This window comes from Reyranella sp. GW821-FHT12G01 (assembly GCF_058806575.1).
Genome location: NZ_JBXAPV010000001.1, coordinates 3,674,641 through 3,699,676 on the forward strand (window position 1 = coordinate 3,674,641; position 25,036 = coordinate 3,699,676).

Here is a 25,036-nt window from a genome sequence, read left to right on the forward strand (position 1 = left end):
AGAGCTTACGGCCTTTAAGGTCTCTCCGCGCCGTTTGCGCGAGGAGATGACCGTGAACCGTATCAATCCCAATCCCTTCACCACGCGGCCTGAGATCGTCGGCACGTTCGGTGTCGTCACCTCCACGCACTGGATCGCGACCGCCGTCGGCATGGGCATCCTCGAGCGTGGTGGCAACGCTTTCGACGCCGCGGTGGCCACGGCTTTCACCCTCCAGGTCGTCGAACCGCATCTCTGCGGGCCCGGCGGTGACGCACCGCTCATTCTTCACGACGTGCGCCGCGGCAAGACCGAGGTGGTCTGTGGCCAGGGCCCGATGCCGGCCGGCGCGACCATCGCCCACTACAAGGGGCTGGGCCTCGACCTCATTCCCGGCACGGGCCTCCTGCCCGCCTGCATTCCGGGCACTTTCGACGCCTACATGCTGGTCCTGCGCGATTACGGCACGATGCGGCTGGCCGACGTACTGTCGCCCGCCATCGGCTACTGGCTGAACGGCCACGCCCTCGTCGAGCGCGCGAGCGCGACCATCGCCACCGTCGCCGAGCAGTTCCGCACCCACTGGAAGACCTCGGCCGCCGTGTTCCTGCCGAACGGCGACGTCCCGAAACCCGAATCGCTCTTCCGCAACATCACCCTGGGCAACACCTACGCCCGTATCCTGAAAGAGGCGGAGGCCGGCGGCGGCGGTCGCGAGGCCGAGATCGAGCGCGCCCGGAAGACCTGGAACCAAGGCTTCGTGGCCGAAGCGATCGACAATTTCTGCCGTACCCAGGACGTCATGGACGTCTCGGGCAAGCCCAACAAGGGCGTGCTGACCGGCCAGGACATGGCGAAATGGCAGGCAACGGTCGAGGCGCCGCTCACCTACGACTACGGTCGGTACACTGTTTGCAAGCCGAACACCTGGACGCAGGGCCCGGTGGTTCTGCAGCAGCTCGCCCTGCTCAAGGGCTTCGACCTCGACGGCATGGATCCGACCAGCCCCGACTTCATCCACCTGCAGGTCGAATGCCTGAAGCTGGCCTATGCCGACCGCGAGGCCTTCTACGGCGATCCGGCGTTCGTCGACGTGCCGATGCAGACGCTGCTGTCGGATGCCTACAACGCGGATCGCCGCGAACTGGTCGATCCGGCCTACGCCTCGATGGAGCAGCGTCCGGGCAAGGTCGACGGTTACGGCGGCGTCGTGAAGCTGCGCCGCGCCGACGGCGTGCGGCTGGGCGTGGCGTCGAGCGGCGCCGGCGAGCCGACCGTCGGCCGCGTCGGCCAGACCAACGGCGACACGGTCCACTTCGACATCATCGACAAGGACGGCAACATGATCTCGGCCACGCCCTCGGGCGGTTGGCTGCAGAGCTCGCCGGTCATTCCCGAGCTCGGCTTTCCGCTCGGCACCCGCGGCCAGATGTTCTGGCTGGAAGAAGGCCTGCCGGGTTCGCTGGCGCCGGGCAAGCGGCCGCGCAGCACGCTCACGCCCACCCTGGCCCATCGCGACGGCAAGCCGTACATGGTCTGGGGCTCGCCGGGTGGCGACCAGCAGGACCAGTGGATCACGCAGCACTTCCTGCGCCACGCCCATTGCGACATGAACCTGCAGGAGGCGATCGACGCGCCGGCCTGGCACAGCGAACACTTCCCTTCTTCGTTCTGGCCGCGCACCGCGCGCCCGGGCGTGCTGGTGCTGGAAGGCCGCATCCCCAAGGACACCGTCGCCGAGCTGAAGAAGCGCGGCCACGAGGTCGAGGTGAACGACGAATGGTCCGAAGGCCGCCTGACGGCCGCGACACGCGACGATCCGTGGCGCAAGGCGGCCGCCAATCCGCGCGGCATGCAGGGCTACGCAGCCGGCCGATGACTGGGGGTCGCTGACCGCTGATGACCGTATCGATCATTCCCCCCAACGGCGGCGAGAGGAGCCTGGCGGCGGCGCATCAATGAGTGAAGCGTTGCTGGAACTGCGCGGCCTGACGGTCGATTTCGCAACCGATGACGGCGTGGTCCACGCCGTCGACGGCCTCGACCTCGCGCTGGGACGCGGCCGCACGCTCGGCCTCGTGGGCGAGTCGGGCTGCGGCAAGAGCGTGACGTCGCTGGCCATCATGGGCCTGCTTCCGCCGGAGAATTCCAAGGTCGGCGGCCAGGTGGTGTTCGAGGGACGCGACCTGCTCACCCTCGATGCGCACCTGATCCGAGACCTGCGCGGTGCGCGCCTGGCGATGATCTTCCAGGAGCCGATGACGTCGCTCAATCCGTCCTACACGATCGGCGACCAGATCATCGAGGCGATCCAGCGCCATCAGGGCCTCGACAAGGCGGCGGCGCGGGCCCGCGCCATCGAGGTGCTGAAGCTGGTGCGCATCTCCGCGCCCGAGAAGCGCATCGACGACTATCCACACAAGCTCTCGGGCGGCATGCGCCAGCGCGCCATGATCGCCATGGCGCTGGCCTGCGGGCCGCAGCTCCTGATCGCCGACGAGCCGACCACGGCGCTCGACGTCACCATCCAGGCGCAGATCCTCGACCTGATGCGCGGACTGCGGCGCGACACCGGCACCGCCATCATCCTGATCACGCACGATCTCGGTGTGGTCGCGGAAATGGCCGACGACGTGGCCGTCATGTACGCGGGCCAGATCGTCGAGCGCGCTTCCGTTGGCGATCTCTTCGCCCGGCCCGAGCATCCCTATACGGTCGGACTGCTGGGCTCGATCCCGCGTCTCGACGAAAAGCGCGAGCGTTTGCCGTCGATCGAGGGCCGCGTGCCCGACATGACGCGCCCGCCGCCCGGCTGCCGCTTCGCCGCGCGCTGCCCCTTCGTCGAGCCCGAGTGCCTGGCCGCGCCGCCGCCGCTGGTCGAGGTCGCGCCGGGTCACCTCTCGCGCTGCCGGCGCGCGCCGCTCTCGCAGGTCGCGGCATGAGCGGCCCCTTGCTCGAGGTCCGCGGCCTGCAAAAGCATTTCCCGGTGAAGCGCGGCGTCTTCGGCCTCGTCTCCGGCCATGTCCGCGCCGTCGACGGCGTCGACTTCCATCTCGATGCCGGCGAGACGCTGGCCGTCGTGGGCGAATCGGGTTGCGGCAAGTCGACGGTCGGCCGCCTCGTGTTGCGCCTACTCGAGCCGACCGGCGGCAGCGTGCGCTTCGAGGGCCAGGACCTGCTCGGCCTCTCCGAATCGCAGATGCGGGCGCAGCGCCGGCAGATGCAGGTGATCTTCCAGGATCCCTACGCCTCGCTCAATCCGCGCATGACCGTCGGCGCTATGCTCGGCGAACCGCTGATGCTGCATGGCCTCGCCACGTCGGAAGCAGCGCGGCGCGCGCGTGTCGGCGAGCTGCTCGAACTGGTCGGCCTGCGCCCCGAGCACGCCCGCCGCTATCCGCACGAATTCTCCGGCGGCCAGCGCCAGCGACTGGCCATCGCCCGCGCCCTTGCCGTCGAACCCAAGCTGATCGTGGCCGACGAGCCGGTCTCCGCGCTCGACGTCTCGATCCAGGCGCAGGTCATCAACTTGATGCGCTCGCTACAGGCGCGCTTCGGCCTCGCCTATGTCTTCATCAGCCACGATCTCGCGGTCGTGAAGCACATCGCCGACCGCATCGCCGTAATGTACCTCGGCAAGATCGTGGAGACCGCGACGACCGAGGAACTGTTCCGCAGCCCGCGCCATCCCTACACACGCGCGCTCCTGTCTGCCGTGCCGCAGCCGGACCCGACGGTGGTGCGCGAGCGCGCGTTGCTGGAAGGCGATATCCCGAGCGCGATGAACCCGCCGCCGGGCTGCCGCTTCCATACGCGCTGCGTCTACGCCCGCCCGTCCTGCAAGGTCGACGTCCCGGAACTCGTCGACGACGGTGCGGGCCACGCCACGGCCTGCCCCTGGTGGCCCGAACTTCCTCCCGCACCCCCGCTCGCCGAGGGAACGGGCAACAAGCAAGACCGGATAAGACTGGCCCGCCTTCAGGCGGCGTTCGTCACTTCACATATGGAGGCAACATGAAGAAGACATTCCATCGGCTGGCACTGGCCGCCACGTTCATGGGTCTCGCCCTTTCCGGCGCGGCCGCCCAGAGCAACCTGCGCGTGGGCCTGGCCGAGGATCCCGACGTGCTCGATCCGACGCTGGCCCGCACCTATGTCGGCCGCATCGTCTTCGCTTCCATTTGCGACAAGCTGTTCGACATCGACGAGAAGCTGGCGATCGTGCCGCAGCTCGGGCTCAGCCACGAGACGTCGGCCGACGGCAAGGAAGTCACCATCAAGCTGCGCCCCGGCGTGAAGTTCCATGACGGCGAAGTACTCGACGCGCAGGCCGCGAAGTACAGCCTCGACCGCCATCTCAACATGAAGGGCTCGTTCCGCAAGCCCGAGCTGGGTTCGGTCGACAAGGTGGAAGTCGTCGATCCGATGACGATCAAGCTGGTGCTCAAGGAGCCGTTCTCGCCACTGCTAGCGCAGCTCACCGACCGCGCCGGCATGATGGTCTCGCCCAAGGCGGCCGAAGCTGCGGGCGACAAGTTTGGCCTGAAGCCGGTCTGCGCCGGCCCCTACAAGTTCGTCGAGCGTGTCCAGCAGGACCGGATCGTCGTCGAGAAGTTCGCCGATTATTGGAACAAGGACAATATCTTCATCGACAAGATCACCTACCTGCCGATCGTCGATGGCACGGTACGCCTCGCGAACCTGCGCTCGGGCGGCCTCGACATGATCGAGCGCGTGCTGGCGACCGACATCAAGACGGTGCGCGACAATCCCAAGCTCAAGCTGATCAAGGCGGTGCAGCTGGGCTATGTCGGCCTGACGATGAACCTCGCGAACGGCGCCAAGGCCAATGCACCGCTCGGCAAGGACGCCCGCGTGCGTCGCGCGCTCGAGCTGGCGATCGACCGCGAGGCGATCAACCAGGTCGTGTTCAACGGTGAGTTCGTGCCGGGCAACCAGTGGATCAACCCGACCAATTTTTATTACCAGCAGGCCTTCCCGATCCCCAAACGCGACGTCGCCAAGGCCAAGGCGTTGCTGAAGGAAGCCGGCGTCACGACGCCGCTCACGGTCGACTTTATGGTGCCGAATGGCCCCGAGACGCGCGCCGTCGCCGAAGTCGTGCAGTCGATGGCCGCCGAAGCGGGCTTCGACCTCAAGATCCGCGTCACCGAGTTCGCGACCTCGCTGAAGCAGGCCGAGGACGGTGACTTCCAGCTCTATCTGATCGGCTGGAGTGGCCGCAGCGATCCCGACGGCAATTCCTACTCGTTCCAGACCTGCAACTCGCCACAGAACAACGGCAAGTTCTGCAACAAGGACGTCGACGAGGGCCATGCGGAAGCGCGCGCCAAGAGCGATCCCGCGGTGCGCAAGAAGGCCTACGAGAAGGTCGCGGCCAAGTTCCTGACCGAAGGCTCGATCATGTACCTCTATCACACGCAGGTGCTGGTCGCGTTGTCCGACAAGGTCGAGGGCTACAAGCAGATGCCCGACGGCCTGGTTCGCGTCGTCGGCGTCAAGCTGAAGTAAGACCTTGCTCGCCTTCCTTGCCCAGCGACTGCTGCAGATCATCCCGACACTGATCCTGGTGTCGATGCTGATCTTCGGCCTGCAGCAGCTCCTGCCGGGAGACCCGGCGCTGATCATGGCCGGCGAGGAACGCGACCCGAAGGTGCTCGAGGAAATTCGCGAGCAGTACCGGCTGAACGAGCCGATCCCGGTCCAGTACTTCTACTGGATCAAGGGCGTGCTCTCCGGGAACCTGGGCGAGTCGATGCGGCTCAAGGCCTCGGTTTCCTCGCTGGTGGCCGAGAAGCTGCCGGTCACCCTGCAGCTCGCCGCCATGGCGCTGCTGATCGCCATCGGCATCGGCATTCCCGCCGGCATCATCTCGGCGGTGAAGAAGGATACCGCCTGGGACTACGGGGCCAACATCTTCGCCCTGTGGGGCCTTAGCACGCCCAATTTCTGGCTGGGCATCCTGATGATCTTCCTGTTCTCGGTGACCCTGGGCTGGCTGCCGGCCTCGGGTTACGTCCGGCTGGGCGAGAACTGGCAGGCGAGCTTCGCCACCACGATCATGCCGGCCTTCGTGCTGGGCAACGCGCTCGCGGCCGTCCTGATGCGCCACACGCGCAGCGCCATGCTGCAGGCGATGGGCGCCGACTATGTCCGCACCGCTCGCGCCAAGGGCCTGCGCGAGGGTCGCGTCGTGCTGAAGCATGCGCTGCGCAACGCCATGACCCCGGTGATCACCCTGCTGGCCCTCGATTTCGGCACCCTGCTGTCGGGCGCAGTGCTCACCGAACAGATCTTCACCATCCCGGGCTTCGGCAAGCTGATCGTCGATTCGGTCTTCAACCGCGACTATGCCGTCGTACAGGGCGTCGTCCTGGTGACCGCCACGACCTACATCGTGCTGAACCTGCTGGCCGACGTGGCTTACGTGCTGGTCAACCCGCGGCTGAGGGGCTGATCGCGATGACCACGACCACGCTCGCCCCCGTGACCGCCGCCAAGGATGCGCGCGAGGAGAATCCCTGGGCGCGCGCCTGGCGGCGCCTGAAGCGGCGCAAGGGCGCCATGTTCGGCCTGGCCGTCGTCGCGCTGTTCGTGCTGATCGCGATCCTGGCGCCGCTGATCGCGCCTTACGATCCCATTGCCACCAGCTTCACGCAGGTGCGCAAGCCGCCGTCATGGGCCCACTGGCTCGGCACCGACGAGGTCGGGCGCGATGTACTGTCCCGCATCATCTGGGGCGCCCGCGCCTCGCTCAGCGCCGGCCTCGTGTCGGTGGGCATTGCATTGGGCATCGGTGTGCCGCTCGGCCTGCTGGCGGGCTATGCCGGCGGCTGGATCGATTCGGTGCTGTCGCGCATCGTCGATGCCATGCTCGCGATCCCGTTCCTGATCCTGGCGATCGCGCTGGCCGCCTTCCTCGGCCCGAGCCTCAGCAACGCCATGATCGCCATCGGCGTCACCGCGACGCCGGTATTCATTCGCCTGACGCGGGGACAGACGCTGGGCGCCAAGGTCGAGGACTATGTCGAGGCCGCGCGCGCCGTCGGCAACCCTCACTGGCGCATCGCGATGCGCCACGTCCTGCCCAATATCGTGCCGCCGCTCCTGGTGCAGGCGTCGCTGGCCATTGCCGGCGCCATCATCGCTGAGGCCGCCCTCTCGTTCCTCGGTCTCGGCCAGCAGCCGCCGGCGCCGTCCTGGGGAAGCATGCTGAACTCCGCTCAGCGCTTCATCGCCCAGGCGCCCTGGATGGCCTTCTGGCCCGGCTTCGCGATCTTCTTCGCGGTCCTGTCGTTCAACCTGCTGGGCGACGGCCTGCGCGACGCGCTCGACCCCCGGCACAAGTAACGACGAAGGGCGTCAGTTCGGCAGCGACGTATCGGCGAGAGCGAAAGCCGGCACGCCGCTGGTCAGCGTCGTGACCCGTTCCTCGACCAGGAGCTGCGACACGGCCAGGAAGTGCACGAGCTCGCCGTCGCCGAGGCGCTCGGCCTCCTCGATCATTTCCCGCACCGCATGCCACACCCTGAACAGCGCCGCCGCCCGCTTCTTTTCCGAAAGCGGCGCACGTCCGCGCCGCCGCCGAATGTTTGGTTCGACGATGATCTCGAAGCAATCCGTCATTTTGTACCCGCCTGACGCTTTACGCGTGGAACGTCTCTCCCTGCCCCGGCCGATCGCCGGTTACCCAAGCCTATCGCAAAAGCAGTGCCAGGCGAGGGTAATCCGGCGAGACGTTCTTCAGGCAGTCCGCGGGACCGGGCCTGCGTCAGGAGCGATTGCCGCCCAGCGGCAGGCCCGACGCGTCGACCTGCGGCTCGTTCCGCAAGGTCACCTGCTCGGGCGCATCGGCCTCGGGCAGCTTCTTGCTCGGATCGACCGGGCGCGCCATCGCCACCACGCGCTTCGGGCCCTTGCCGGTATCGTCGGCATCGACGCGATTCCAGCCGTGCTTTTCCAGGTACTTCACGTCCTGGGGCAGCGCCTGGGTGTAGAGCGTGGCAGCGCCGCGGCTCTCTGCGAGCTGGCGGCAGCGCTCGATCAGGAGCTGGCCGATGCCGTTGCCGCGGAAGCGCTGCATCACCGCCAGCCTTTCCGGCATGGCGAAGGACTGGAACCAGCGCAGCCGCACCGCGCCCACCGGCTCCTCGCCGAGATAGGCGATGATGTGGGTGGCGCCGAAATCGTGGCCGTCGAACTCCTCCGAGTAGGGGATGTCCTGTTCGCCGATGAAGCAGGCGGCACGGACCGCGAAGGCCTGCAGCGAGTCTTCCATCTTCATGGCGAGCTTGATGACGACGGACTGGCCGCCGATCGAGTTTGCGGTGTTGTTCATGTGACTCACTCCCCTCAGCTCGCGCGCCGTTCGGTCCATTCCGCGTGCGGGCAGGACGCCCCGCGATCCATCGACTCTTCCAGGATGCCCGGCATGTCGAGCTTGTCTTCCGGACGGTTCAGAACCATCGGATCGGTCGTCACGGTCGGGGCATTGTCACCTACGTCGAGATCGCAGGCGAAGGCTCCGTATTCGTGGTCGGAGAAGTGGAAGACCTTGTCGTCGACCTTGCGGAAGCCGTCCTTCTCGAAGATCGGCCACAGGCGCTTCTGGCCGTGCAGGTAGGCCTTGGGATAGCCCTTCTTGCGGCAGAATTCCTTGGCCCAGTGCACGAACGGGATGAACAGGCCGTACGAGCGATAGCGCTTCAGGATGATGGCGCGCTCGAGCTTGGCGAAGCCCGCGAACCAGCGCACGCGGATCGAAGCGGCCGGCTCGCCGTCGACGTACAGGATGAGATGGCTGGCGGTGTAATCGTTGCCGTCATACTCCTCCCAATACGGGCACTGCTGCTCGCCCATGAACACGGCGGCGCGCAGCATGAAGCACTGCATCATCTCGTCGGAGGTCGACGCGAGCTTGATCGTGATTTCAGGCCGGTTGCTCAGGTCCGCCGTCGGTTGGTCAGTCATCTCAGTTCCCCTTAGTCAAAACGCCGTTGTCATTCCGGAAATGCCGGCCGCCGGCCGACACGATCGGAAGATTCTGTGAAATCTGGGCGAGCACGTCGGTGACGATCGTCGGCGTCATGCCCTTCGCGCCCCGTCGTATGGCGGTGGCCGAGACCTGGTCCCGGCGCAGGATGCACCATGGGTAGATCCAGCCGCATTCGTCGGAGATCTGGCGCACCAGCATGCCGCCGAAATCCGTGCCGTGAAGCATGTGCAAACGGACGCCGGGATGGCGCCGCTTGATCTCGGCAATCACGCCCTGAAAGCCCTTGCCGTAGTAGATGTCGGAATAGACCGCGACCTCGACCTTGTCGGCCATGCCTGCTTCGGCCAGCGCCAGCTCGATCAGCGCGACGCGGGTCTCCGGTGGCAGGAAGGTGTTTCCGGTCGGGAAGTAGTCGACATTGGAATCGGCCTTGTCGGTCTTCTCGTAGATCTGGAAGCCGTCCTTCAGGCGCCCCACCCGAAGCTCGCCCTTGCGGAAAGCGTCGACATGAAGCTTGGGCACCAGAACCGGATGGATGATGACCCGGTCGAGCCCGCGCTCCTCGATCGCCTTCTGGATGATCGAAAGGTGGGTGTTGTGGAAGGGATTGAACGTACCGAAGTAGAGGCCGATGCCGCCCTTGGGCGCCATGACGGACCGCAGGTCCGACAGCATGCCGACCAGGAACAGCGTTCCGCCGAGGCCAAAGCCCAGCAGGAAGAAGCCTTCCCGCGCCCCCGGCACACCCGCCGTGCCCAGCGCCGCCAGGGTGACGTTGACCAGGATTCCGACCAGCGTGTTGCGATTGGCGTCGCCCACGCCCCGCGCAACGAGAAAGCCACCGAGGTACTGGGTTCCCTGCGACGCCAATGTCGTGACGAGCGCGGCGCCGGCTATCCCGCCGACGGACGCCATTCCGAGTTGGTTGAGCGCACCCCCCCATAACATCAGCCAGAACATCACCAGGTTGAACGCCAACTGGGGGATGAACCGCCCAAGCCGCCCGGCCGTGACGAAGCCGAACTGGTTGTTCGCCCAAAGTTCGGCCTTGTTACTGAGCTTGGCGTAACTCGGCAGAAATACCCCGACGAAGATTGACACGCAGATCAGCGTGGGGTTAGCCCAACTGCTGTGCGCATACGCATAGCTCAGATATGTTAAAAGTCCGCCAAAGGCGGCCATGCGCGTCGACGGACTGCGCAAATAACGGCCGATTTTGCCGGTACTAACCGCACCCGGCGTTGATTTTCCGTTGGAGCCGATGGCGGCCACGGGCAGCACTCCTGTCTCGTTGCGAGCGTCAATCCCGATACATACAACCGAAAGATTGACTAACGAATACGTGAACTGGAGGTGCCGAAGGGTCCGGCGAGGACCGGAAAGCCGCCTAACCCCCTAAAATACGACAGAAAACGACATTTCATCGATAATGGTGTAAGGTAACCCCGTTAGATATGCGTTAACGCAACCCTTATTGTAACGATTGTCACCATGGTCACGACTCCTCCGCGCAAGAACAAGGTGCCCAACATCCTTGGCGATTGGGACGACGTTCGTTTTTTCCTCGCGGTTGCAAAAACCGGAAGTTTCAGCGCGGCCGCAACGCAGCTGAACACCAAGCAGACGACCGTGGGCCGCCGCATCCAGGCGCTGGAGCGCCGCCTGGGCGCCAAGCTGTTCGACCGCCACCGCCACGGCATGGAAGTGACCCCGGCCGCCCGCGGTGTGCTGGTGCAGGCCGAATCGATGATGTCCAACGCCACGGCGATCGAGCGGCACCTGGCCGGCCTCGACCGCGAGATGGCGGGTATCGTCCGCATCGCCGCGACCGAGGGCATCGCCGCCCACTGGCTGGTGCCGCGGCTGGGCGTCCTGCGCCGGACCCATCCCGACATCATCGTCCAGGTGATCGCCGGCGATCAGGTCCTCGACCTCGCCACCCGGCAGGCCGACCTCGCCATCCGCTTCTTCCGTCCGACGTCGAACCAACTGGTCGCCGCCCGCGTCGGCCAGGTGAACATGTCGATCTTCGCGGCCCCTTCGTACATCGAGCACTACGGGCTGCCGCAGAAGCTCGACGACATGCGCGAGCATCACGTCGTCGACCACACCACCCTGCACAGCCTGCCCGCCATGAAGCCGTGGAGCGAAGTGGTCGAGCGCAGCACTTCGGTGGTCCTGCGCACCAATTCCTCCTACGCCGCCATGGAAGCGGTGCAGACCGGCTACGGTATCTCGGTGTTCCCCGACTACATCGCCAAGTCGTCGAACCTGGTGGCGGCGCCGATCGACCTCAAGATCGTCCGCGACATCTGGCTGGTCAGCCACGAGGAAACCAACAAGGGCGCGCGCATCCGCACCGTGATCGACTATGTCCGCGACCAGTTCCGCCAGGACGAGCGCGAGTGGTTTTCCACGACGCCGCGCAGCAGCGGCTCCATCGCGGCCGCCTAGAGGGCGGCCTTCAGGCGCTTGTAGATGGCTTCGATCTCGGCCTTGTCGCCGGGCCGGTAATCCCAGTTCAGCGTGGCGCCGTCTTCGGCGTGGCGCGGCAGGACGTGGATATGGAGATGGGGCACGCTCTGCCCCGCCGCCGCACCATTGGCCTGCATCAGGCTCACGCCACCGGGCTTCAATTCGCTCACCACGGCCCTGGCCACCCGCTGCGCTGTCTTCGCCACGGCGCCCAGCACGTCGGCCGGGATCACGTCGACCGTCGGCCAATGCCCCTTGGCGACGGCCAGCGCATGACCCGGATTGACCGGGTTGATGTCCATGAAGGCGATGGTCGCCTCGTCCTCGAACAGCTTGAAGCACGGGATCTGGCCCGCGACGATCTTGCAGAAGATGCAGCTTCCGTCGGTCGGATGGGTCATGCCTCGGGCCTCGCTCGGCGCTATTCGGTCTTGAGCGGGCCGCCCAGCGCCGCCTGCGCCGCTGCCAGGCGGGCGATCGGCACGCGGTAGGGCGAGCAGGAGACGTAGTCGAGGCCGGCCTTGTGGCAGAAGAACACCGAGGCCGGATCGCCGCCGTGCTCGCCGCAGATGCCGAGCTTCAGGCTGTTGCGCACCTTGCGGCCGCGCGCCGTGGCGATCTCGATCAGCTCGCCCACACCTTCAGTGTCGAGCGAGGCGAACGGGTCGTGCTCGAAGATGCCACGCTGCTGGTACTTCTCCAGGAACGAGGCCGAGTCGTCACGGCTCAGGCCGAACGTGGTCTGCGTCAGGTCGTTGGTGCCGAACGAGAAGAACTCGGCCGATTCGGCGATGTCGCCGGCACGCAGCGCTGCGCGCGGCAGCTCGATCATCGTACCGACCAGATATTCGAGCTTCTGGCCCGACGAGCTGCTCACTTCCTCGGCGACCTGATCGATCACGGCCTTCATCAGGTCGAGCTCTTTCTTCGTCGCCACCAGCGGGATCATGATCTCCGGCACGACGGTCTTGCCGGCCTTCTTCTGGACGTCGGCCACGGCCTCGAAGATGGCGCGGGCCTGCATCTCGTAGATCTCCGGATAGGAGATACCGAGGCGCACGCCGCGATGGCCGAGCATGGGATTGAACTCATGCAGCTTGTTGGCGCGCTCCTCGATCTCCTTCACGTCGACGCCGAGGTCCTTGGCAACGACTGCCATCTCGTCCGCCGTCTTCGGCAGGAACTCGTGCAGCGGCGGATCGAGCAGGCGGATCGTGACGGGCAGGCCCGCCATGATCTCGAACAGCTCGACGAAGTCCTGGCGCTGCATTGGCTGGATCTTGGCCAGCGCCGTACGACGGCTGGTCTCGTCGTCGGCCAGGATCATCTGGCGGACGGCGACGATGCGGTCGCCCTCGAAAAACATGTGCTCGGTGCGGCAGAGACCGATGCCCTCGGCGCCGAACTTGCGCGCCTGCGCGGCGTCGGCCGGCGTCTCGGCATTGGTGCGGATGCCAAGTTTGCGGAACTCGTCGGCCCATTCCATGAGCTGGGAGAAGTCGCCGCTGAGCTCGGGCTGCACGGTCGGCACGATGCCGAGAATGATCTCGCCGGTGCTGCCATCGAGAGTGATGGTGTCGCCCGTCTTAACGACCGTACCGCGCACGGAGAGGGTGCCGGCCTTGCCGTCGATGCGCACGTCGCCGGCGCCCGCGACGCAGGGCTTGCCCATGCCACGCGCCACGACGGCGGCGTGGCTGGTCATGCCGCCGGTCGAGGTCAGGATGCCCTCGGCGGCATGCATGCCATGGATGTCCTCCGGCGAAGTCTCGCGGCGCACCAGGATGACCTTCTCGCCACCGCGCGCCTGCTTCTCGGCATCGTCGGCGCTGAACACAACCTTGCCGGAGGCGGCGCCCGGCGAGGCCGGCAGGCCCTTGGAGATCACCTTGCGCGGCGCCTTGGGATCGAGCGTCGGATGCAGGAGCTGGTCGAGCGAGGCCGGCACGATGCGCGCCACGGCTTCCTTCTTGTCGATCAGCCCCTCGTTCACCATGTCGACCGCGATCTTGAGCGCGGCTTTGGCGGTGCGCTTACCGTTGCGGGTCTGCAGCATGTAGAGCTTGCCGCGCTGCACGGTGAACTCGATGTCCTGCATGTCGCTGTAGTGCTTCTCGAGCCGCTGGCGCACGTCGGCCAGCTGCTGGAACACTTCCGGCATGACCTCTTCCATGGCCGGCGCGTCGGACTTCTGGGCGAGCTTGCCCTGCACGGTGAGGTGCTGCGGCGTGCGGATGCCCGCGACCACGTCCTCGCCCTGCGCGTTCACGAGATACTCGCCGTAGAACAGGTTGGTGCCGGTCGAGGGATCGCGCGTGAAGGCGACGCCGGTGGCGCAATCCTCGCCCATGTTGCCGAACACCATGGCCTGCACGTTGACCGCGGTGCCCCAGCTCTCGGGGATCGAATGCAGGCGGCGGTAGGTGATGGCGCGCTGGTTCATCCACGATTCGAAGACGGCGCCGACAGCGCCCCAGAGCTGCTCACGCGGATCCTGCGGGAACGGCTTGCCGGTGCGCTTCTCGACCAGCTTCTTGTATTCCGCCACGACCGAGCGCCAGTCGGCGGCCTTGAGGTCGGTGTCCATCTGGACGCCGAGATCCTCTTTCTTGATCTCGAGCGCTTCCTCGAAATAGTGATGCCCGACGTCGAGCACGACGTTCGAATACATCTGGATGAAGCGGCGATAGCTGTCCCAGGCGAAACGCTCGTCGCCCGACGACTTGGCAAGACCGAGCACGGTCTTGTCGTTGAGGCCGAGGTTCAGCACCGTGTCCATCATGCCGGGCATAGAGGCCCGCGCGCCCGACCGCACCGAGACCAGCAGCGGATTGGCGGCATCGCCGAAAGTCGTGCCCACGATCTTCTCGACCGCGGCGAGCGCCTTCTCGACCTCGTCCTTCAGTTCCGGCGGGTAGGTCTTCTTGCTGTCGTAGAAGTGGGTGCAGAGTTCGGTGGTGATGGTGAAGCCCGGCGGCACCGGCAGGCCGAGGCTCGACATCTCCGCCAGGTTGGCGCCCTTGCCGCCCAGCAGGTTGCGCATATCGGCGCGGCCTTCAGCCTTGCCATCCCCGAAACTGTAGACCCACTTGGCCATGCTAATCAGCCCTCGATCTTTGAAAAGTCGGCCACCGAATCCATGGTGGCGCGAATCTGGTTGAGCAGTTTCAGCCTGTTCAGGCGAATGTCGGGCCTGTCCGTCACGTTGACCGTCACCTTGTCGAACAAGGCGTCGATCGGCCCACGCAGTCCCGCGAACGCCCCCATCGCTCCCGCGAAATCCTCGGCGGCCAGCGCCGGTTTCACCGAACGCGCGACCTCTGCCAAGGCGGAAGCAACGGCTTTCTCCTCGACTTGTTCCAGAAGGGCAGCATCGGGCTCACCCGCGATCCTGGCGGCAAGCCCCTTGTCCTTCTTCTCCTCCGCGCGAACGATATTGGCCGCGCGGCCGTAAGCCGTCAGCAGGTTCTTGCCTGCTTCCGTCCCCAGGAAGGCCTGCAGCGCCTCGGCCCGCGCCAGCAGCCGGACGAGGTCGTCCTCGCCGCCCAGCGAGACGACGGCGTCGACGACATCGTGGCGGACGCCCTTCTCGCGCATCTGCACCTTCAGACGCTCGGCGAAGAAGGCGAGCAGGTCGTCGGCCTTGAGGAACGGCCGCAGCGGCAGGCGAAGCTTGTTCTCGACCACGATCCGGATGACGCCCAGCGCGGCGCGGCGAAGGGCGAACGGATCGCGCGAGCCGGTGGGCTTCTCGCCGACCGACCAGAAGGAAACGAGCGCATCGAGCTTGTCAGCCAGCGCGACCGCGATCGACACCGGCGCCGTGGGGCAGCGGTCGTTGGGGCCGGCCGGCGCATAGTGGTCGCCGATCGCGTCGGCGACGGTGGCCGGCAGCTTTTCGCCAAGCGCGTAGTAACGGCCCATCACGCCCTGCAGCTCGGGGAACTCGCCCACCATGCCGCTCACGAGATCGGTCTTGCAGAGGCGCGCGGCCTGCTCGACCTGGGCGGCATCGGCGCCGGGCAGGATCTTCGCGATCTCGGCGGCCAGCTTCACGATGCGTTCGACCCTCTCGGCCTGGGTGCCGAGCTTGGCGTGGAAGACGATGTGCTTCAGCGACGGCAGCCGGCTTTCCAGCGTCGTCTTGCGGTCCTGGTCCCAGAAGAACTTGGCATCGGCCAGGCGTCCGCGCAGCACGCGCTCGTTGCCGGCGACGATCGTCTTGCCGCCGTCGCGCGCCACGTTGTTGGCCACGACGACGAAGCGGTTGGCGAGCTTCCCGTCGGCGCCCGACGTCGTGAAGAAGCGCAGATGCACCTTCATCGAGACGATCAGCACTTCCGGCGGCACGTCCATGAACTGCGCGTCGATGGCGCCCAGCATCGGCACCGGCCATTCGGTCAGGCCGGCCACTTCCTCGAGCAGGCCCTCGTCCTCGTTCAAGGTGACCTGCGCCTCGGTGCAGAGCTTGCGTGCGCCCTCGAGGATGATCGCCTTGCGCTCGGCGGCATCCAGCACGACATGCGCCGCCCGCAGCTTCGCGGCGTAGTCGGCGAAGTTCGCGACCTCGAAAGTGCCGGTGGAGAGGAAACGATGGCCGCGCGTCGTGGCGCCGAAGACGACCGGCGCCATCTGGCCGCCCGGCGAGACTTCGCCCTTCAGCACCTTGCCGTCGAACAGCGCGACGATGGACTGCAGCGGACGCACCCAGTGCATGGTGCTGCTGCCCCACTTCATCGACTTGGGCCACGGCAGCGCCTTCAGCGCGGCGTCGATCACGGCCGGCAGGGCATCGCCCGTCGGGCCGCCCTTCTTCGTGATCACGGCGAACCAGAACTCGCCCTTGCCGGTATCGCGCTTCTCGGCCTGGTCGAGCGAGGCGAGACCCGCACCCTTCAGGAAGCCCTGTACCGCCTGGTCCGGCGCGCCGACCCGAGGTCCGCGCTTTTCTTCGCTGACATCGTCGCGCACGGCCGGAATGCCATCGATCACCAGCGCGAGACGGCGCGGCGTCACGAAGGCCTGCGCCTTGTCGAAGCCGATGCCCGCGCCCTTCAGCCCGTCGCAGATCAGCCGCTTGAGATCGTCGGCCGCACGCGTCTGCATGCGCGCGGGAATCTCTTCGGAGAGCAGTTCGAGAAGCAACTCGGCCATCTCAGGCGGCCTCTTTCTGCGTCGCCAGCCACGTCTCGCAGCAGGCCTTGGCGAGTTCGCGCACCCGCAGGATGTAGCTCTGCCGCTCGGCGACGCTGATCACGCCGCGCGCGTCGAGCAGGTTGAAGGCGTGGCTCGCCTTGATGCACTGCTCATAGGCCGGCAGCGGCAGCTTCTTCTCGACCAGACGGCCGCATTCCTTCTCGGCATCGGCGAAGTGGCGGAACAGCATCTCGGTATCGGCATGCTCGAAATTGTAGGCCGACTGCTCCCGCTCGTTCTGCAGGAACACGTCGCCATAGGTCAGCGGCACCTCGGAGTCGGCGCGATTGAACGGCAGGTCGTAGACCGACTTCTTGTCGAACAGGTACATGGCCAGGCGTTCGAGACCGTACGTGATCTCGCCGGCGACCAGATCGACCTCGATGCCGCCCACCTGCTGGAAATAGGTGAACTGCGTGATCTCCATGCCGTCGCACCAGACTTCCCAGCCCAGGCCCCAGGCGCCCAGGGTCGGGCTCTCCCAGTCGTCCTCGACGAAACGGATGTCGTGCACGGTCGTGTCGATGCCGATCGCCTGCAGCGAGCCCAGATAGCGCTCGAGGATGTCGGGCGGGGACGGCTTCAGGATCGCCTGGAACTGATAGTAGTGCTGCAGGCGCATCGGGTTCTCGCCGTAGCGACCGTCGGACGGACGGCGAGACGGCTGCACATAGGCCGCACGCCACGGCTTCGGACCGAGTGCACGTAAGGTCGTCGCCGTATGAAAGGTACCCGCACCCATTTCCATGTCGAAGGGCTGGAGGATCAGGCAGCCCTGGGCCGCCCAATAGTCCTGCAGGGTGAGGATGAGTTCCTGGAAGCACGTCGGCTTGGCGCGCGCTGCTGAGGGGTTCGACACCGGTATTCCCCGAAGCTCTAAAGGCCTTTTATTTCCGCAACTTATGGCCGTTTTTGCGGTGCGGCAAAATAGGTTCCACCCCCTACCCGGTCAAGACTGCCGGTTGGGGCTGGATGCGCGCTGCGGCCTTATGGCCGGGAATGACCGCACTGGCCGCATTTTTCAGCAGCGGTCGAAATGTAGGCACCGCAGCCCATGCACTGGACCGTATCTTCGATCACGACCGGCTTGCGGAGCGGCGGCATGGTCGGCTGAGGCGCCTGCTGGGCAGTCTGCTGCTGCGGAGGCGGTGGCGGCGCGGGAGGACGCTGGGGCGGGTTCGCACTGCCCGTGAAGCGGTCGAAAAGGCCCTTCCAGTGCCGGAAAGTCCTGTACGCCCCGTACACGGCAACGCCGAACAGCAAGATCTTGAGCAAAAAACCCATGCGGCCATTTGAGGTTCCTGCGAAATCCGGTCAAGCGGGCTATAGGTGAGCCCATGAATGGAACGGAGAGCAAGCCGCTCGACCTGTTCGTGGTCGGCGGCGGCATCAACGGCGCAGGCATCGCCTGCGACGCAGCTGGACGGGCACTCAAGGTCGGCCTTTGCGAAATGAACGATTTCGCCAGCGCCACCTCGTCCAAGGCGACGAAGCTGATCCATGGCGGTCTGCGCTACCTGGAAACCTACGAATTCCGCCTGGTGCGCGAGGCGCTGCAGGAGCGCGAAGTGCTGCTGGCCAAGGCACCGCACCTGTCGTGGCCGCTGCGCTTCGTGCTGCCGCACGAGCCGCATCTGCGTCCGCGCTGGATGCTGCGGATCGGCCTCTGGCTCTATGATCATCTCGACTGGCACATGACCCTGCCCAAGTCGATCGAGGTCGACCTGCCGACCTCGAAGTTCGGCGGCGGCCTGAAGTCCAGCTTCCAGAAAGGCTTCGTCTATTCCGACGCCTGGGTCGACGACGCCCGCCTGGTGATTTCCAACCTGAAGTCGGCGCGGGAGATGGGCGCGACGATCTACGCCCGCCACCGCTGCGTCTCGGCCCGCCGCAGCGAAGACGGCAGGCTATGGAACATCGAACTGGCGGGACCCGGCGGCGCTCCGGTCCATGTTCAGGCGCGGGCGCTGGTCAATGCCGCCGGCCCCTGGGTGAAGCGCTTCATCGACGAGCAGACCGAGATCAAGACGCCCAAGCGGGTGCGCCTGGTGAAGGGCAGCCACATCATCGTGCCGCGACTGCACGACGGCGACCACGCCTTCATCCTGCAGAACAGCGACAATCGCATCGTCTTCGTCATCCCCTACGAGCGCGCCTTCTCGCTGATCGGCACGACCGACATCACTGTCGAGGACGGCGAGCATCCGGTCTGCTCGCCCGAGGAGATCAGCTACCTTTGCGACCTCGCCAATCGCTACATGGCCAAGACCGTGCGGCCCGAGGACGTGGTGTGGACCTATTCCGGCGTCCGCCCGCTGTTCGACGATGGCGACGACAATCCGTCGAAGGTGACGCGCGACTATCACCTCGAAGTCGACGGCACCCCGCAGGCCAAGGCGCCGATCCTGTCGGTGTTCGGCGGCAAGATCACGACTTACCGACGACTGGCGGAGCATGCGCTGCGGGACCTGGGCCCCTACTTCCCCCGCATGGGCGGCCCCTGGACCGACAGCCGTGCCGTCTATGACGGCGAAATGGCCGACGCGCCGACCTTCGAACAGGCCTTCGACAATTTCGTCGACGGCGCCGCCGCCAGCAAACCCGCCCTGCCGAAGGACCTCGTGCGGATCCTGGCGCGCCGCCACGGATCGGGCCTCGAGGACCTGCTGGAAGACGTGAAGACCGTGGCCGATCTCGGCCGCCATTTCGGCGGCTCCCTCTACGAGGTCGAGGTCCGCTATCTGGTGCGCGACGAATGGGCGGTCGAGGCCGAGGACGTGCTGTGGCGACGGACCAAGGAAGGCCTGTACATGACGCCGGGCGAGCGCGAAGCTTTCGCCGTCTGGATGGAAGAGCAGCGGCCGAACTTTACATAACTTAACCTTGTCCCCGGGCACGCCCGGCGGCCTCGCTCCGTATGTCAGGAACAGCCCGTTTCCCGGTGAGGTTCCTGATGTCGATCCGTTCCATTCTCCTGCCCACCGCCTTCGTTCTGGCGGCCGGCTTCGCCTTCGCGAGCCCCGCGTCGGCCTTCGATCTTTTCGGCGACGACGAGATGATCGAGATGGCCCAGGCCACCCCGCCTGCCCCGCCGCCGCCTCCCGGTCCGCGCGGAGAGCGTGCCCGCGGTGAACGGGGCGATCGCGCCGTCGAGCGTGCGTTCTCGCCCAAGGCGGCGTGCGTCAACATGGTCGCCCGGCGCATCGGCGACCGCGCTTACATCAAGGCGCGGCTCGAGCTGAAGCCCGAGCAGATGACCGCCTGGAACGCCTTCGAGAAGGCGGCCGACGAAGCCAGTGCCAAGTCGATGGCACGCTGCCAGACGCTGCCGACGGAGATGAAGGAGCGCCCGGGCCTCGTCGAACGCCTGACGATCGAGGAGGACCTCGCGAAGGCCCGCATCGCCACGATCGAGGCGGTGAAGCCCTCGCTGACCGCGCTGGTGGGCGTCCTGACGGCCGACCAGAAGGCCATTCTCGACCGTCCCCGCGAAGGCTTCGGCCATCGCGGCGGCTGGGGCCGCCCGGGCCCGCGCTAGACGCTGATCCCTACCAATCGCTGTGGCGGACGATCTTCAACAGGTCGTCCGCCATGGTGAGCGCGGTGAGCACGCCGGTCTTGGGATTGTCCGGCATGGCGCGGCCCAGCCTCTCCAGTTTCAGCTCGCCCGAATCGGCCACGACCTCGAGCTTGCTGGCATTCGTGCCCGGCGGCAGGGTCGGATCGGCCACAAGCTCGATTTCCGTCTTGTCGAGACCCGCGCCGCACAGCGCCACCGTCACCGCCAGATTGGCATTCTTCGGATAGAGCCGACCGGCATCGGCGGGCTTGCCGCGGAAGATCACCGTCGGCTCCTTGATCGACGGCAGGTCGAACTCGGTCTCGGCCGGCGTGCCGGTCCAGGCATGCGGCGGCTTGATCGAGATGTATTTCACCTTCTCCAGCTTGCCCAGCCGCATGGCGAGCAGCCCGTCGAGGCCGGCGATGGCACCGGACGGCAGGCGCAGGCGCGCGCCGCCTTTCTCTGCCGCCTTCACGTGTTTCTTCCACAGGACCGGGTCGCCATAGGCGCCGGTCGCGATCACCATGAAGTCGAAGCCCTTCTTCAGGATGGTCTCGCCCCAGTCGCGCACCGCCTGCTGGCTGGCCGCCTCGACCACCACGTCGGGCTTCAGTTTCAGCAGCCCTTTCAGGTCGTCGACGACCACGACCTTCTTGCCGAGCTTCTTCTGCGTCTCCGCGACGCGGCCTTTTCGGACCAGGACGCCCACGATATCGATGGGCGGCTTCTTCTCGCGGAACACGTCGAACAGCATCTGGCTGATGGCGCCATAGCCGATCAGCGCGATTTTCAGCCGCTTTTGCTTCGCCATTTGTCCCCCGCGAGCCCGAATTCCGGGGCGACTATAGCGAGTGGCCGCGGCCCTTGCGACCGCAGGGGGTCGCGGCTATAACCCCGGCCTCGTCGCGGGCCGGAGTCCGTACACCTGACGGAGCGTAGCTCAGCCTGGTAGAGCACTAGCTTCGGGAGCTAGGGGCCGGAGGTTCGAATCCTCTCGCTCCGACCAATCGACGAGACGAACGGCGCGCAGCAATGCGCGCCGTTTCGTTTTTGGCCCTGAAGCTCAGCCCAGCAGCGGAAAGTGGCAGGCGACCTCGCGGCCGGCTGCGATGGTCCGCATCGGCGGGACCTCGTCCGTGCAGCGCGGCTGGGAATGGGGACAGCGCGTGCGAAAACGGCAGCCCGAGGGTGGATCGAGTGGCGACGGCGGGTCGCCTGGCTTCAACTTGGTGTCCCCCAGCGGGAGGTCGGGATCGGGCACCGGGATCGCGGCCATCAACGCGGCCGTATAGGGATGTGCCGGCGTGGCGAACAGCGAGGCCGAGTCCGCCACCTCGCAGAGCCTCCCGAGATACATGACCGCCACCCGGTCCGACACCGACTTCACCACCGCAAGATCGTGGGCGATGAACAGGAGGGTGAGGCCGAAGCGCGCCTTCATGTCCTCCAGTAGGTTGACGATCTGCGCGCGGATCGAGACGTCGAGCGCCGAGACCGGCTCGTCGCAGACGATCAGGCTGGGCTCCAGCACGAGCGCCCGAGCGATCGCGATGCGCTGGCACTGGCCGCCGGAGAATTCGTGCGGTCGGCGGTTCCAGACGAGATCGGGATCGAGACCGACCGCCTCCATCACCTCACGGACACGGCGGGTTCGCTCAGTCGCATCCGATACGCCCGAAACGACCAGCGGCTCGGCGATGATCTCGGCAACCTTGCGGCGCGGGTTCAGCGAGGCGATCGGATCCTGGAAAATCATCTGCAGGCGCGGCCGCACGGCGCGCAGCGCCTGGCCCCGCATCTTCGTGAGATCCTGGCCGTCGAACACCACGGCGCCCGCCTTGGGCGGCGGCAATTGCAGCAACGCGCGCGCCAGCGATGACTTGCCCGAGCCGGACTCACCCACGAGGCCAAGGGTCTCGCCCTGCTTCACCGACAAGGTGACGTCGCTGACCGCGTGGACGTGACGGCCTCCACCCACCGGGTATTCGACCACGAGGTTCTGGATGGCGAGAAAGTCGCTCACGAGTTCATTCCCCGTGGATGGAAGCAGGCATAGCCGTGTGCGCCCTCCATCGTCAGCACCGGCTGCGCCTCGTCGCAATGATCCGTGCGGTAACTGCAGCGCGGCGCGAAGGCACAGCCGCCGCTGCGCCGCGCGAGATCGGGTGGCCGGCCGGGAATGGCGCTGAGGCGGGTATGCGTCGGATCGGACAGCCGCGGCAGCGAGCGCAGCAGCGCCTCGGTGTAAGGCATGCGCGGCGAGCGGAAGATCTCGCGCGTCGCCGCTGTCTCGACCGCGCGGCCGGCATACATGACCATGATGTCGTCGGCCCGTCCGGCTGCCACGCCAAGATCGTGGGTGATCAGGATCATCGACATGCCGCGCTGGCGCTGCTCGCGCTGCAGAAGGTCGAGGATCTGGCGCTGCACGGTGACGTCGAGCGCGGTGGTCGGCTCGTCGGCAATCAGCAGCTTGGGGGCGCAGGCGATCGCGATGGCGATGGCAACGCGCTGGCGCATGCCGCCCGACAGTTCATGTGGATACTGGCCGGCACGGCGCTCCGCTTCGGGAATGCCGACCTCGCCCAAAAGCTCGATCGCGCGGCGGGCAGCGGCCTTGGCATCGAGCCCGCGGTTCAGCCGCAACCCCTCACCGATCTGCCGGCCGATCTTCATCACCGGATTGAGCGAGGTCATCGGGTCCTGGAACACGACACCGATATCGCTGCCCAGCACGCCACGGAATTCCCGGGCCGACAGCGCCCGCAGGTCGCGGCCCTCGAACAGGACCTGCCCAGCCACGTCGGCGCCGGAACTCGCACTCACGAGGCCGATCAGCGAGCGCACGAGGACGGACTTGCCCGACCCCGACTCGCCCACGATGCCGAGCGTCCGGCCCTTGTGCAGGTCGAACGACACGCCATCGACGGCGCGCAGCGGTCCGCGCGCGGTGGAAAAGCCCACCCGCGCGTCGCGCACCGACAGGAGCGGCGCATCGCTCACAGGGCCGACCTGCGCGGATCGACCATGTTGCGCACCATGTCGCCCAGGAAGTTGAGCGACAGGACTGTAACGAACATCACCGCCGCCGGGATCAGCGCGATGTGCGGCGCGACATCGAGCGTCTCGCGGCCGTCGGCGATCATGCCGCCCCAGCTCGGTTGCGGCGCGGGGATGCCGAGGCCCAGGAAGGAGAGCGCGCCCTCGGCCACGATGATCACGCTGATCGCCACCAGCCAGAAGGCGAACATCGGCGGCAGCAGGTTGGGCAGGATCTCGCGCGTCAGGATGCGCCAGTTGCTGGCGCCGATGGTGCGCGCGGCCAAGACGAAATCACGATTGGCCCAGGCCAGCGTATTGGCCCGCGACACCCGCGCCGCCGCCGGGATCGAGAGGATGCCCAGCGCCAGGGTGACGTTGAACAGGCTCTGCCCGAGATAGGCGGTGAAGGTGAGCGCCAGCACCAGAGAGGGAAAGGCCAGCAGGATGTCGATAAAGCCGACCGCCAGCAGGTCGACCTTGCCGCGGAAGTAACCCGCGCTCATGCCGATCGCGCCACCGACCAGGAAGCCCAGGAACGGCGCGCAGATGCCGACGATCAGCGAGGTACGCGCGCCGTAGATCACGCGCGAGAGCATGTCGCGGCCGAGATTGTCGGTGCCCAGCAGGTAGGTCATCGACGGCGGCTTGCGGCGCAGGATCAATTCCTGCGCCGACGGATCGGGCAGGCCGATCCAGTCGGCGGTGATCGCCAGGAAGACCACGAGCAGCATCCAGCCCAGCGGCAGCGCGAGCGCCCAGTGCCAGCGGCGGCGTGGCCGGGTGGCCGCGATGACCGCGCCCTTAGCTGCGGAAGCGGACATGGCGAACCCGGGGATCGAGCACGGCGTAGAGCATGTCGACCAGGAAATTGATGACCACGAAACCCACCGCGATGAACGACACCGTACCCTGCACGAGGATCAGGTCGCGGTTGAAGATGCCGCCCAGCAGCAGGCGGCCCACGCCGGGCAGGGCAAAGATCTGCTCGACGATCACCGCGCCGCCGATCAGCCCGCCGATGTTGAGGCCGAGGATGGTGATCAGGGTGAACGACGAGGGCCGCAGCGCGTGCTGCAGCAGCACCCGCCATGGCGGCAGGCCCTTGGCGCGCGCCAGCAGGATGAAATCCTCCTTGAGCGTCGTCAGCAGGTCCGAGCGCAGCACGCGCATCAGCACCGTCCACTCGATCAGGCCGAGAGTCAGCGACGGCAGGATCATCGATTCGATATTGTCCCACAGCCCTTCCGACATCGGCGTGAAGCCGGTCGCCGGCAGCAGGTCGAAGGACACAGAGAACAGATAGATCAGCACGATGCCCAGCATGAAGTTGGGCATGGCGAGAAAGCCGAAGGCAGCCGAAGCCGAGATGCGATCGAAGATGCCGCCGGGCTTTCGCACCGACAGCAGCGCCACCGGAACCGCGATGCCGAGCGCAATGAGCTGGGCCATCACCATGAGCTGCAGCGACACCGGCAGGCGATCGAGGATCGCCTGCACCACCGGTTCGCCGTTGCGGTAGGAGCGTCCAAGATCGCCCGACAGGGCCGATCCCAGCCAGTCGAAATACCGGACCATCATGGGCCGATCGAGGCCCATATCGGCGCGCAGGCCGGCAATGTCCTGCGGCGTGGCGAGGCTGCCCAGGATCACGATCGCGATGTCACCCGGCAGGATGTTCACGATCACGAAGGTGAGCAGGGTGACGCAGAACAGCACCACCACCAGCCGGACCAATTGGCGCAAGAGCCACGGCACCGGAAACGCCC

Annotated in this window: 22 protein-coding genes and 1 tRNA gene; 10 read left to right on the plus strand and 13 right to left on the minus strand. The window is 66.5% G+C overall.

What is annotated here, in order from left to right; all coding sequences use genetic code 11:
* The first annotated feature begins 46 nt into the window (after positions 1–46).
* The 6 genes from AC1RP5_RS17795 (at position 47) to AC1RP5_RS17820 (ending at position 7,350) form a co-directional block, all read left to right on the plus strand.
* Positions 47–1,858, plus strand: a complete 1,812-nt coding sequence (locus AC1RP5_RS17795; protein WP_493112687.1) for a gamma-glutamyltransferase family protein — start codon at positions 47–49, stop codon at positions 1,856–1,858.
* Between the two features lie 79 nt (positions 1,859–1,937).
* Positions 1,938–2,921 carry an ABC transporter ATP-binding protein gene (locus AC1RP5_RS17800; protein WP_493112688.1) on the plus strand — a complete coding sequence of 328 codons (984 nt, stop codon included), beginning with the start codon at positions 1,938–1,940 and terminating at the stop codon, positions 2,919–2,921.
* On the plus strand, positions 2,918–3,997 hold the full coding sequence (locus tag AC1RP5_RS17805) for an ABC transporter ATP-binding protein (protein WP_493112690.1): 1,080 nt from the start codon (positions 2,918–2,920) through the stop codon (positions 3,995–3,997). The genes AC1RP5_RS17800 and AC1RP5_RS17805 overlap by 4 nt, the downstream gene beginning before the upstream one ends.
* Positions 3,994–5,511 carry an ABC transporter substrate-binding protein gene (locus AC1RP5_RS17810; RefSeq protein ID WP_493112692.1) on the plus strand — a complete coding sequence of 506 codons (1,518 nt, stop codon included), beginning with the start codon at positions 3,994–3,996 and terminating at the stop codon, positions 5,509–5,511. Before AC1RP5_RS17805 ends, AC1RP5_RS17810 begins: the two co-directional genes overlap by 4 nt.
* A 4-nt stretch (positions 5,512–5,515) precedes the next feature.
* A complete protein-coding gene (locus AC1RP5_RS17815) occupies positions 5,516–6,457 on the plus strand; it encodes an ABC transporter permease (protein ID WP_493112694.1) in 942 nt (313 codons plus the stop codon).
* A 5-nt stretch (positions 6,458–6,462) separates the two neighbouring features.
* On the plus strand, positions 6,463–7,350 hold the full coding sequence (locus AC1RP5_RS17820; protein ID WP_493112696.1) for an ABC transporter permease: 888 nt from the start codon (positions 6,463–6,465) through the stop codon (positions 7,348–7,350).
* Positions 7,351–7,362: 12 nt separating this feature from the next.
* On the opposite strand, the gene AC1RP5_RS17825 is transcribed toward AC1RP5_RS17820, so the two are convergent.
* The 4 genes from AC1RP5_RS17825 to AC1RP5_RS17840 all read right to left on the minus strand — a co-directional run bounded on the left by AC1RP5_RS17825 (position 7,363) and on the right by AC1RP5_RS17840 (position 10,267).
* Positions 7,363–7,626, minus strand: a complete 264-nt coding sequence (locus AC1RP5_RS17825) for a hypothetical protein (protein ID WP_493112697.1) — start codon at positions 7,624–7,626, stop codon at positions 7,363–7,365.
* A gap of 145 nt (positions 7,627–7,771) precedes the next feature.
* Positions 7,772–8,338 carry a GNAT family N-acetyltransferase gene (locus tag AC1RP5_RS17830; RefSeq protein WP_493112699.1) on the minus strand — a complete coding sequence of 189 codons (567 nt, stop codon included), beginning with the start codon at positions 8,336–8,338 and terminating at the stop codon, positions 7,772–7,774.
* A 14-nt stretch (positions 8,339–8,352) separates the two neighbouring features.
* Positions 8,353–8,970: a GNAT family N-acetyltransferase gene (locus tag AC1RP5_RS17835; protein WP_493112701.1), complete on the minus strand. Its 618-nt coding sequence runs from the start codon at positions 8,968–8,970 to the stop codon at positions 8,353–8,355.
* 1 nt (position 8,971) lies between these two features.
* A complete protein-coding gene (locus tag AC1RP5_RS17840) occupies positions 8,972–10,267 on the minus strand; it encodes a nucleotidyl transferase family protein (protein ID WP_493112702.1) in 1,296 nt (431 codons plus the stop codon).
* Between the two features lie 219 nt (positions 10,268–10,486).
* Between AC1RP5_RS17840 and AC1RP5_RS17845 the strand changes: the two genes are divergently transcribed.
* On the plus strand, positions 10,487–11,449 hold the full coding sequence (locus AC1RP5_RS17845; protein ID WP_493112703.1) for a LysR family transcriptional regulator: 963 nt from the start codon (positions 10,487–10,489) through the stop codon (positions 11,447–11,449).
* On the opposite strand, the gene AC1RP5_RS17850 is transcribed toward AC1RP5_RS17845, so the two are convergent.
* The 4 genes from AC1RP5_RS17850 to AC1RP5_RS17865 are packed head-to-tail and all read right to left on the minus strand — an operon-like array spanning position 11,446 to position 17,531.
* Positions 11,446–11,871, minus strand: coding sequence for an HIT family protein (locus AC1RP5_RS17850; protein ID WP_493112706.1), 426 nt, complete (start codon positions 11,869–11,871; stop codon positions 11,446–11,448). The genes AC1RP5_RS17845 and AC1RP5_RS17850 overlap by 4 nt on opposite strands.
* 20 nt (positions 11,872–11,891) lie before the next feature.
* Positions 11,892–14,567 (minus strand): pyruvate, phosphate dikinase, encoded by a 2,676-nt coding sequence (gene ppdK, locus AC1RP5_RS17855; RefSeq protein WP_493112707.1) that lies wholly within the window; start codon positions 14,565–14,567, stop codon positions 11,892–11,894.
* Between the two features lie 5 nt (positions 14,568–14,572).
* Positions 14,573–16,624, minus strand: a complete 2,052-nt coding sequence (gene glyS, locus AC1RP5_RS17860) for a glycine--tRNA ligase subunit beta (RefSeq protein ID WP_493112709.1) — start codon at positions 16,622–16,624, stop codon at positions 14,573–14,575.
* A 1-nt stretch (position 16,625) separates the two neighbouring features.
* Positions 16,626–17,531, minus strand: a complete 906-nt coding sequence (locus AC1RP5_RS17865; RefSeq protein WP_493113388.1) for a glycine--tRNA ligase subunit alpha — start codon at positions 17,529–17,531, stop codon at positions 16,626–16,628.
* A 472-nt stretch (positions 17,532–18,003) separates the two neighbouring features.
* Between AC1RP5_RS17865 and glpD the strand changes: the two genes are divergently transcribed.
* Positions 18,004–19,542, plus strand: a complete 1,539-nt coding sequence (glpD, locus tag AC1RP5_RS17870) for a glycerol-3-phosphate dehydrogenase (RefSeq protein ID WP_493112711.1) — start codon at positions 18,004–18,006, stop codon at positions 19,540–19,542.
* A gap of 77 nt (positions 19,543–19,619) precedes the next feature.
* Positions 19,620–20,204 (plus strand): Spy/CpxP family protein refolding chaperone, encoded by a 585-nt coding sequence (locus tag AC1RP5_RS17875; protein ID WP_493112713.1) that lies wholly within the window; start codon positions 19,620–19,622, stop codon positions 20,202–20,204.
* Positions 20,205–20,214: 10 nt separating this feature from the next.
* Here the strand turns inward: AC1RP5_RS17875 and AC1RP5_RS17880 are convergent, their stop codons facing one another.
* A complete protein-coding gene (locus tag AC1RP5_RS17880) occupies positions 20,215–21,039 on the minus strand; it encodes an aspartate dehydrogenase (RefSeq protein WP_493112715.1) in 825 nt (274 codons plus the stop codon).
* Positions 21,040–21,157: 118 nt separating this feature from the next.
* Between AC1RP5_RS17880 and AC1RP5_RS17885 the strand changes: the two genes are divergently transcribed.
* A tRNA-Pro gene (locus AC1RP5_RS17885) sits at positions 21,158–21,234 on the plus strand.
* Positions 21,235–21,291: 57 nt separating this feature from the next.
* Here AC1RP5_RS17885 and AC1RP5_RS17890 read toward each other — a convergent pair.
* The 4 genes from AC1RP5_RS17890 to AC1RP5_RS17905 are packed head-to-tail and all read right to left on the minus strand — an operon-like array spanning position 21,292 to position 25,013.
* Positions 21,292–22,251, minus strand: coding sequence for an ABC transporter ATP-binding protein (locus tag AC1RP5_RS17890; RefSeq protein ID WP_493112717.1), 960 nt, complete (start codon positions 22,249–22,251; stop codon positions 21,292–21,294).
* Positions 22,248–23,231 carry an ABC transporter ATP-binding protein gene (locus AC1RP5_RS17895; protein WP_493112719.1) on the minus strand — a complete coding sequence of 328 codons (984 nt, stop codon included), beginning with the start codon at positions 23,229–23,231 and terminating at the stop codon, positions 22,248–22,250. Before AC1RP5_RS17895 ends, AC1RP5_RS17890 begins: the two co-directional genes overlap by 4 nt.
* A complete protein-coding gene (locus tag AC1RP5_RS17900) occupies positions 23,228–24,091 on the minus strand; it encodes an ABC transporter permease (RefSeq protein ID WP_493112720.1) in 864 nt (287 codons plus the stop codon). The genes AC1RP5_RS17895 and AC1RP5_RS17900 overlap by 4 nt, the downstream gene beginning before the upstream one ends.
* Positions 24,072–25,013: an ABC transporter permease gene (locus AC1RP5_RS17905; protein WP_493112721.1), complete on the minus strand. Its 942-nt coding sequence runs from the start codon at positions 25,011–25,013 to the stop codon at positions 24,072–24,074. The genes AC1RP5_RS17900 and AC1RP5_RS17905 overlap by 20 nt, the downstream gene beginning before the upstream one ends.
* Positions 25,014–25,036 lie beyond the last annotated feature (23 nt).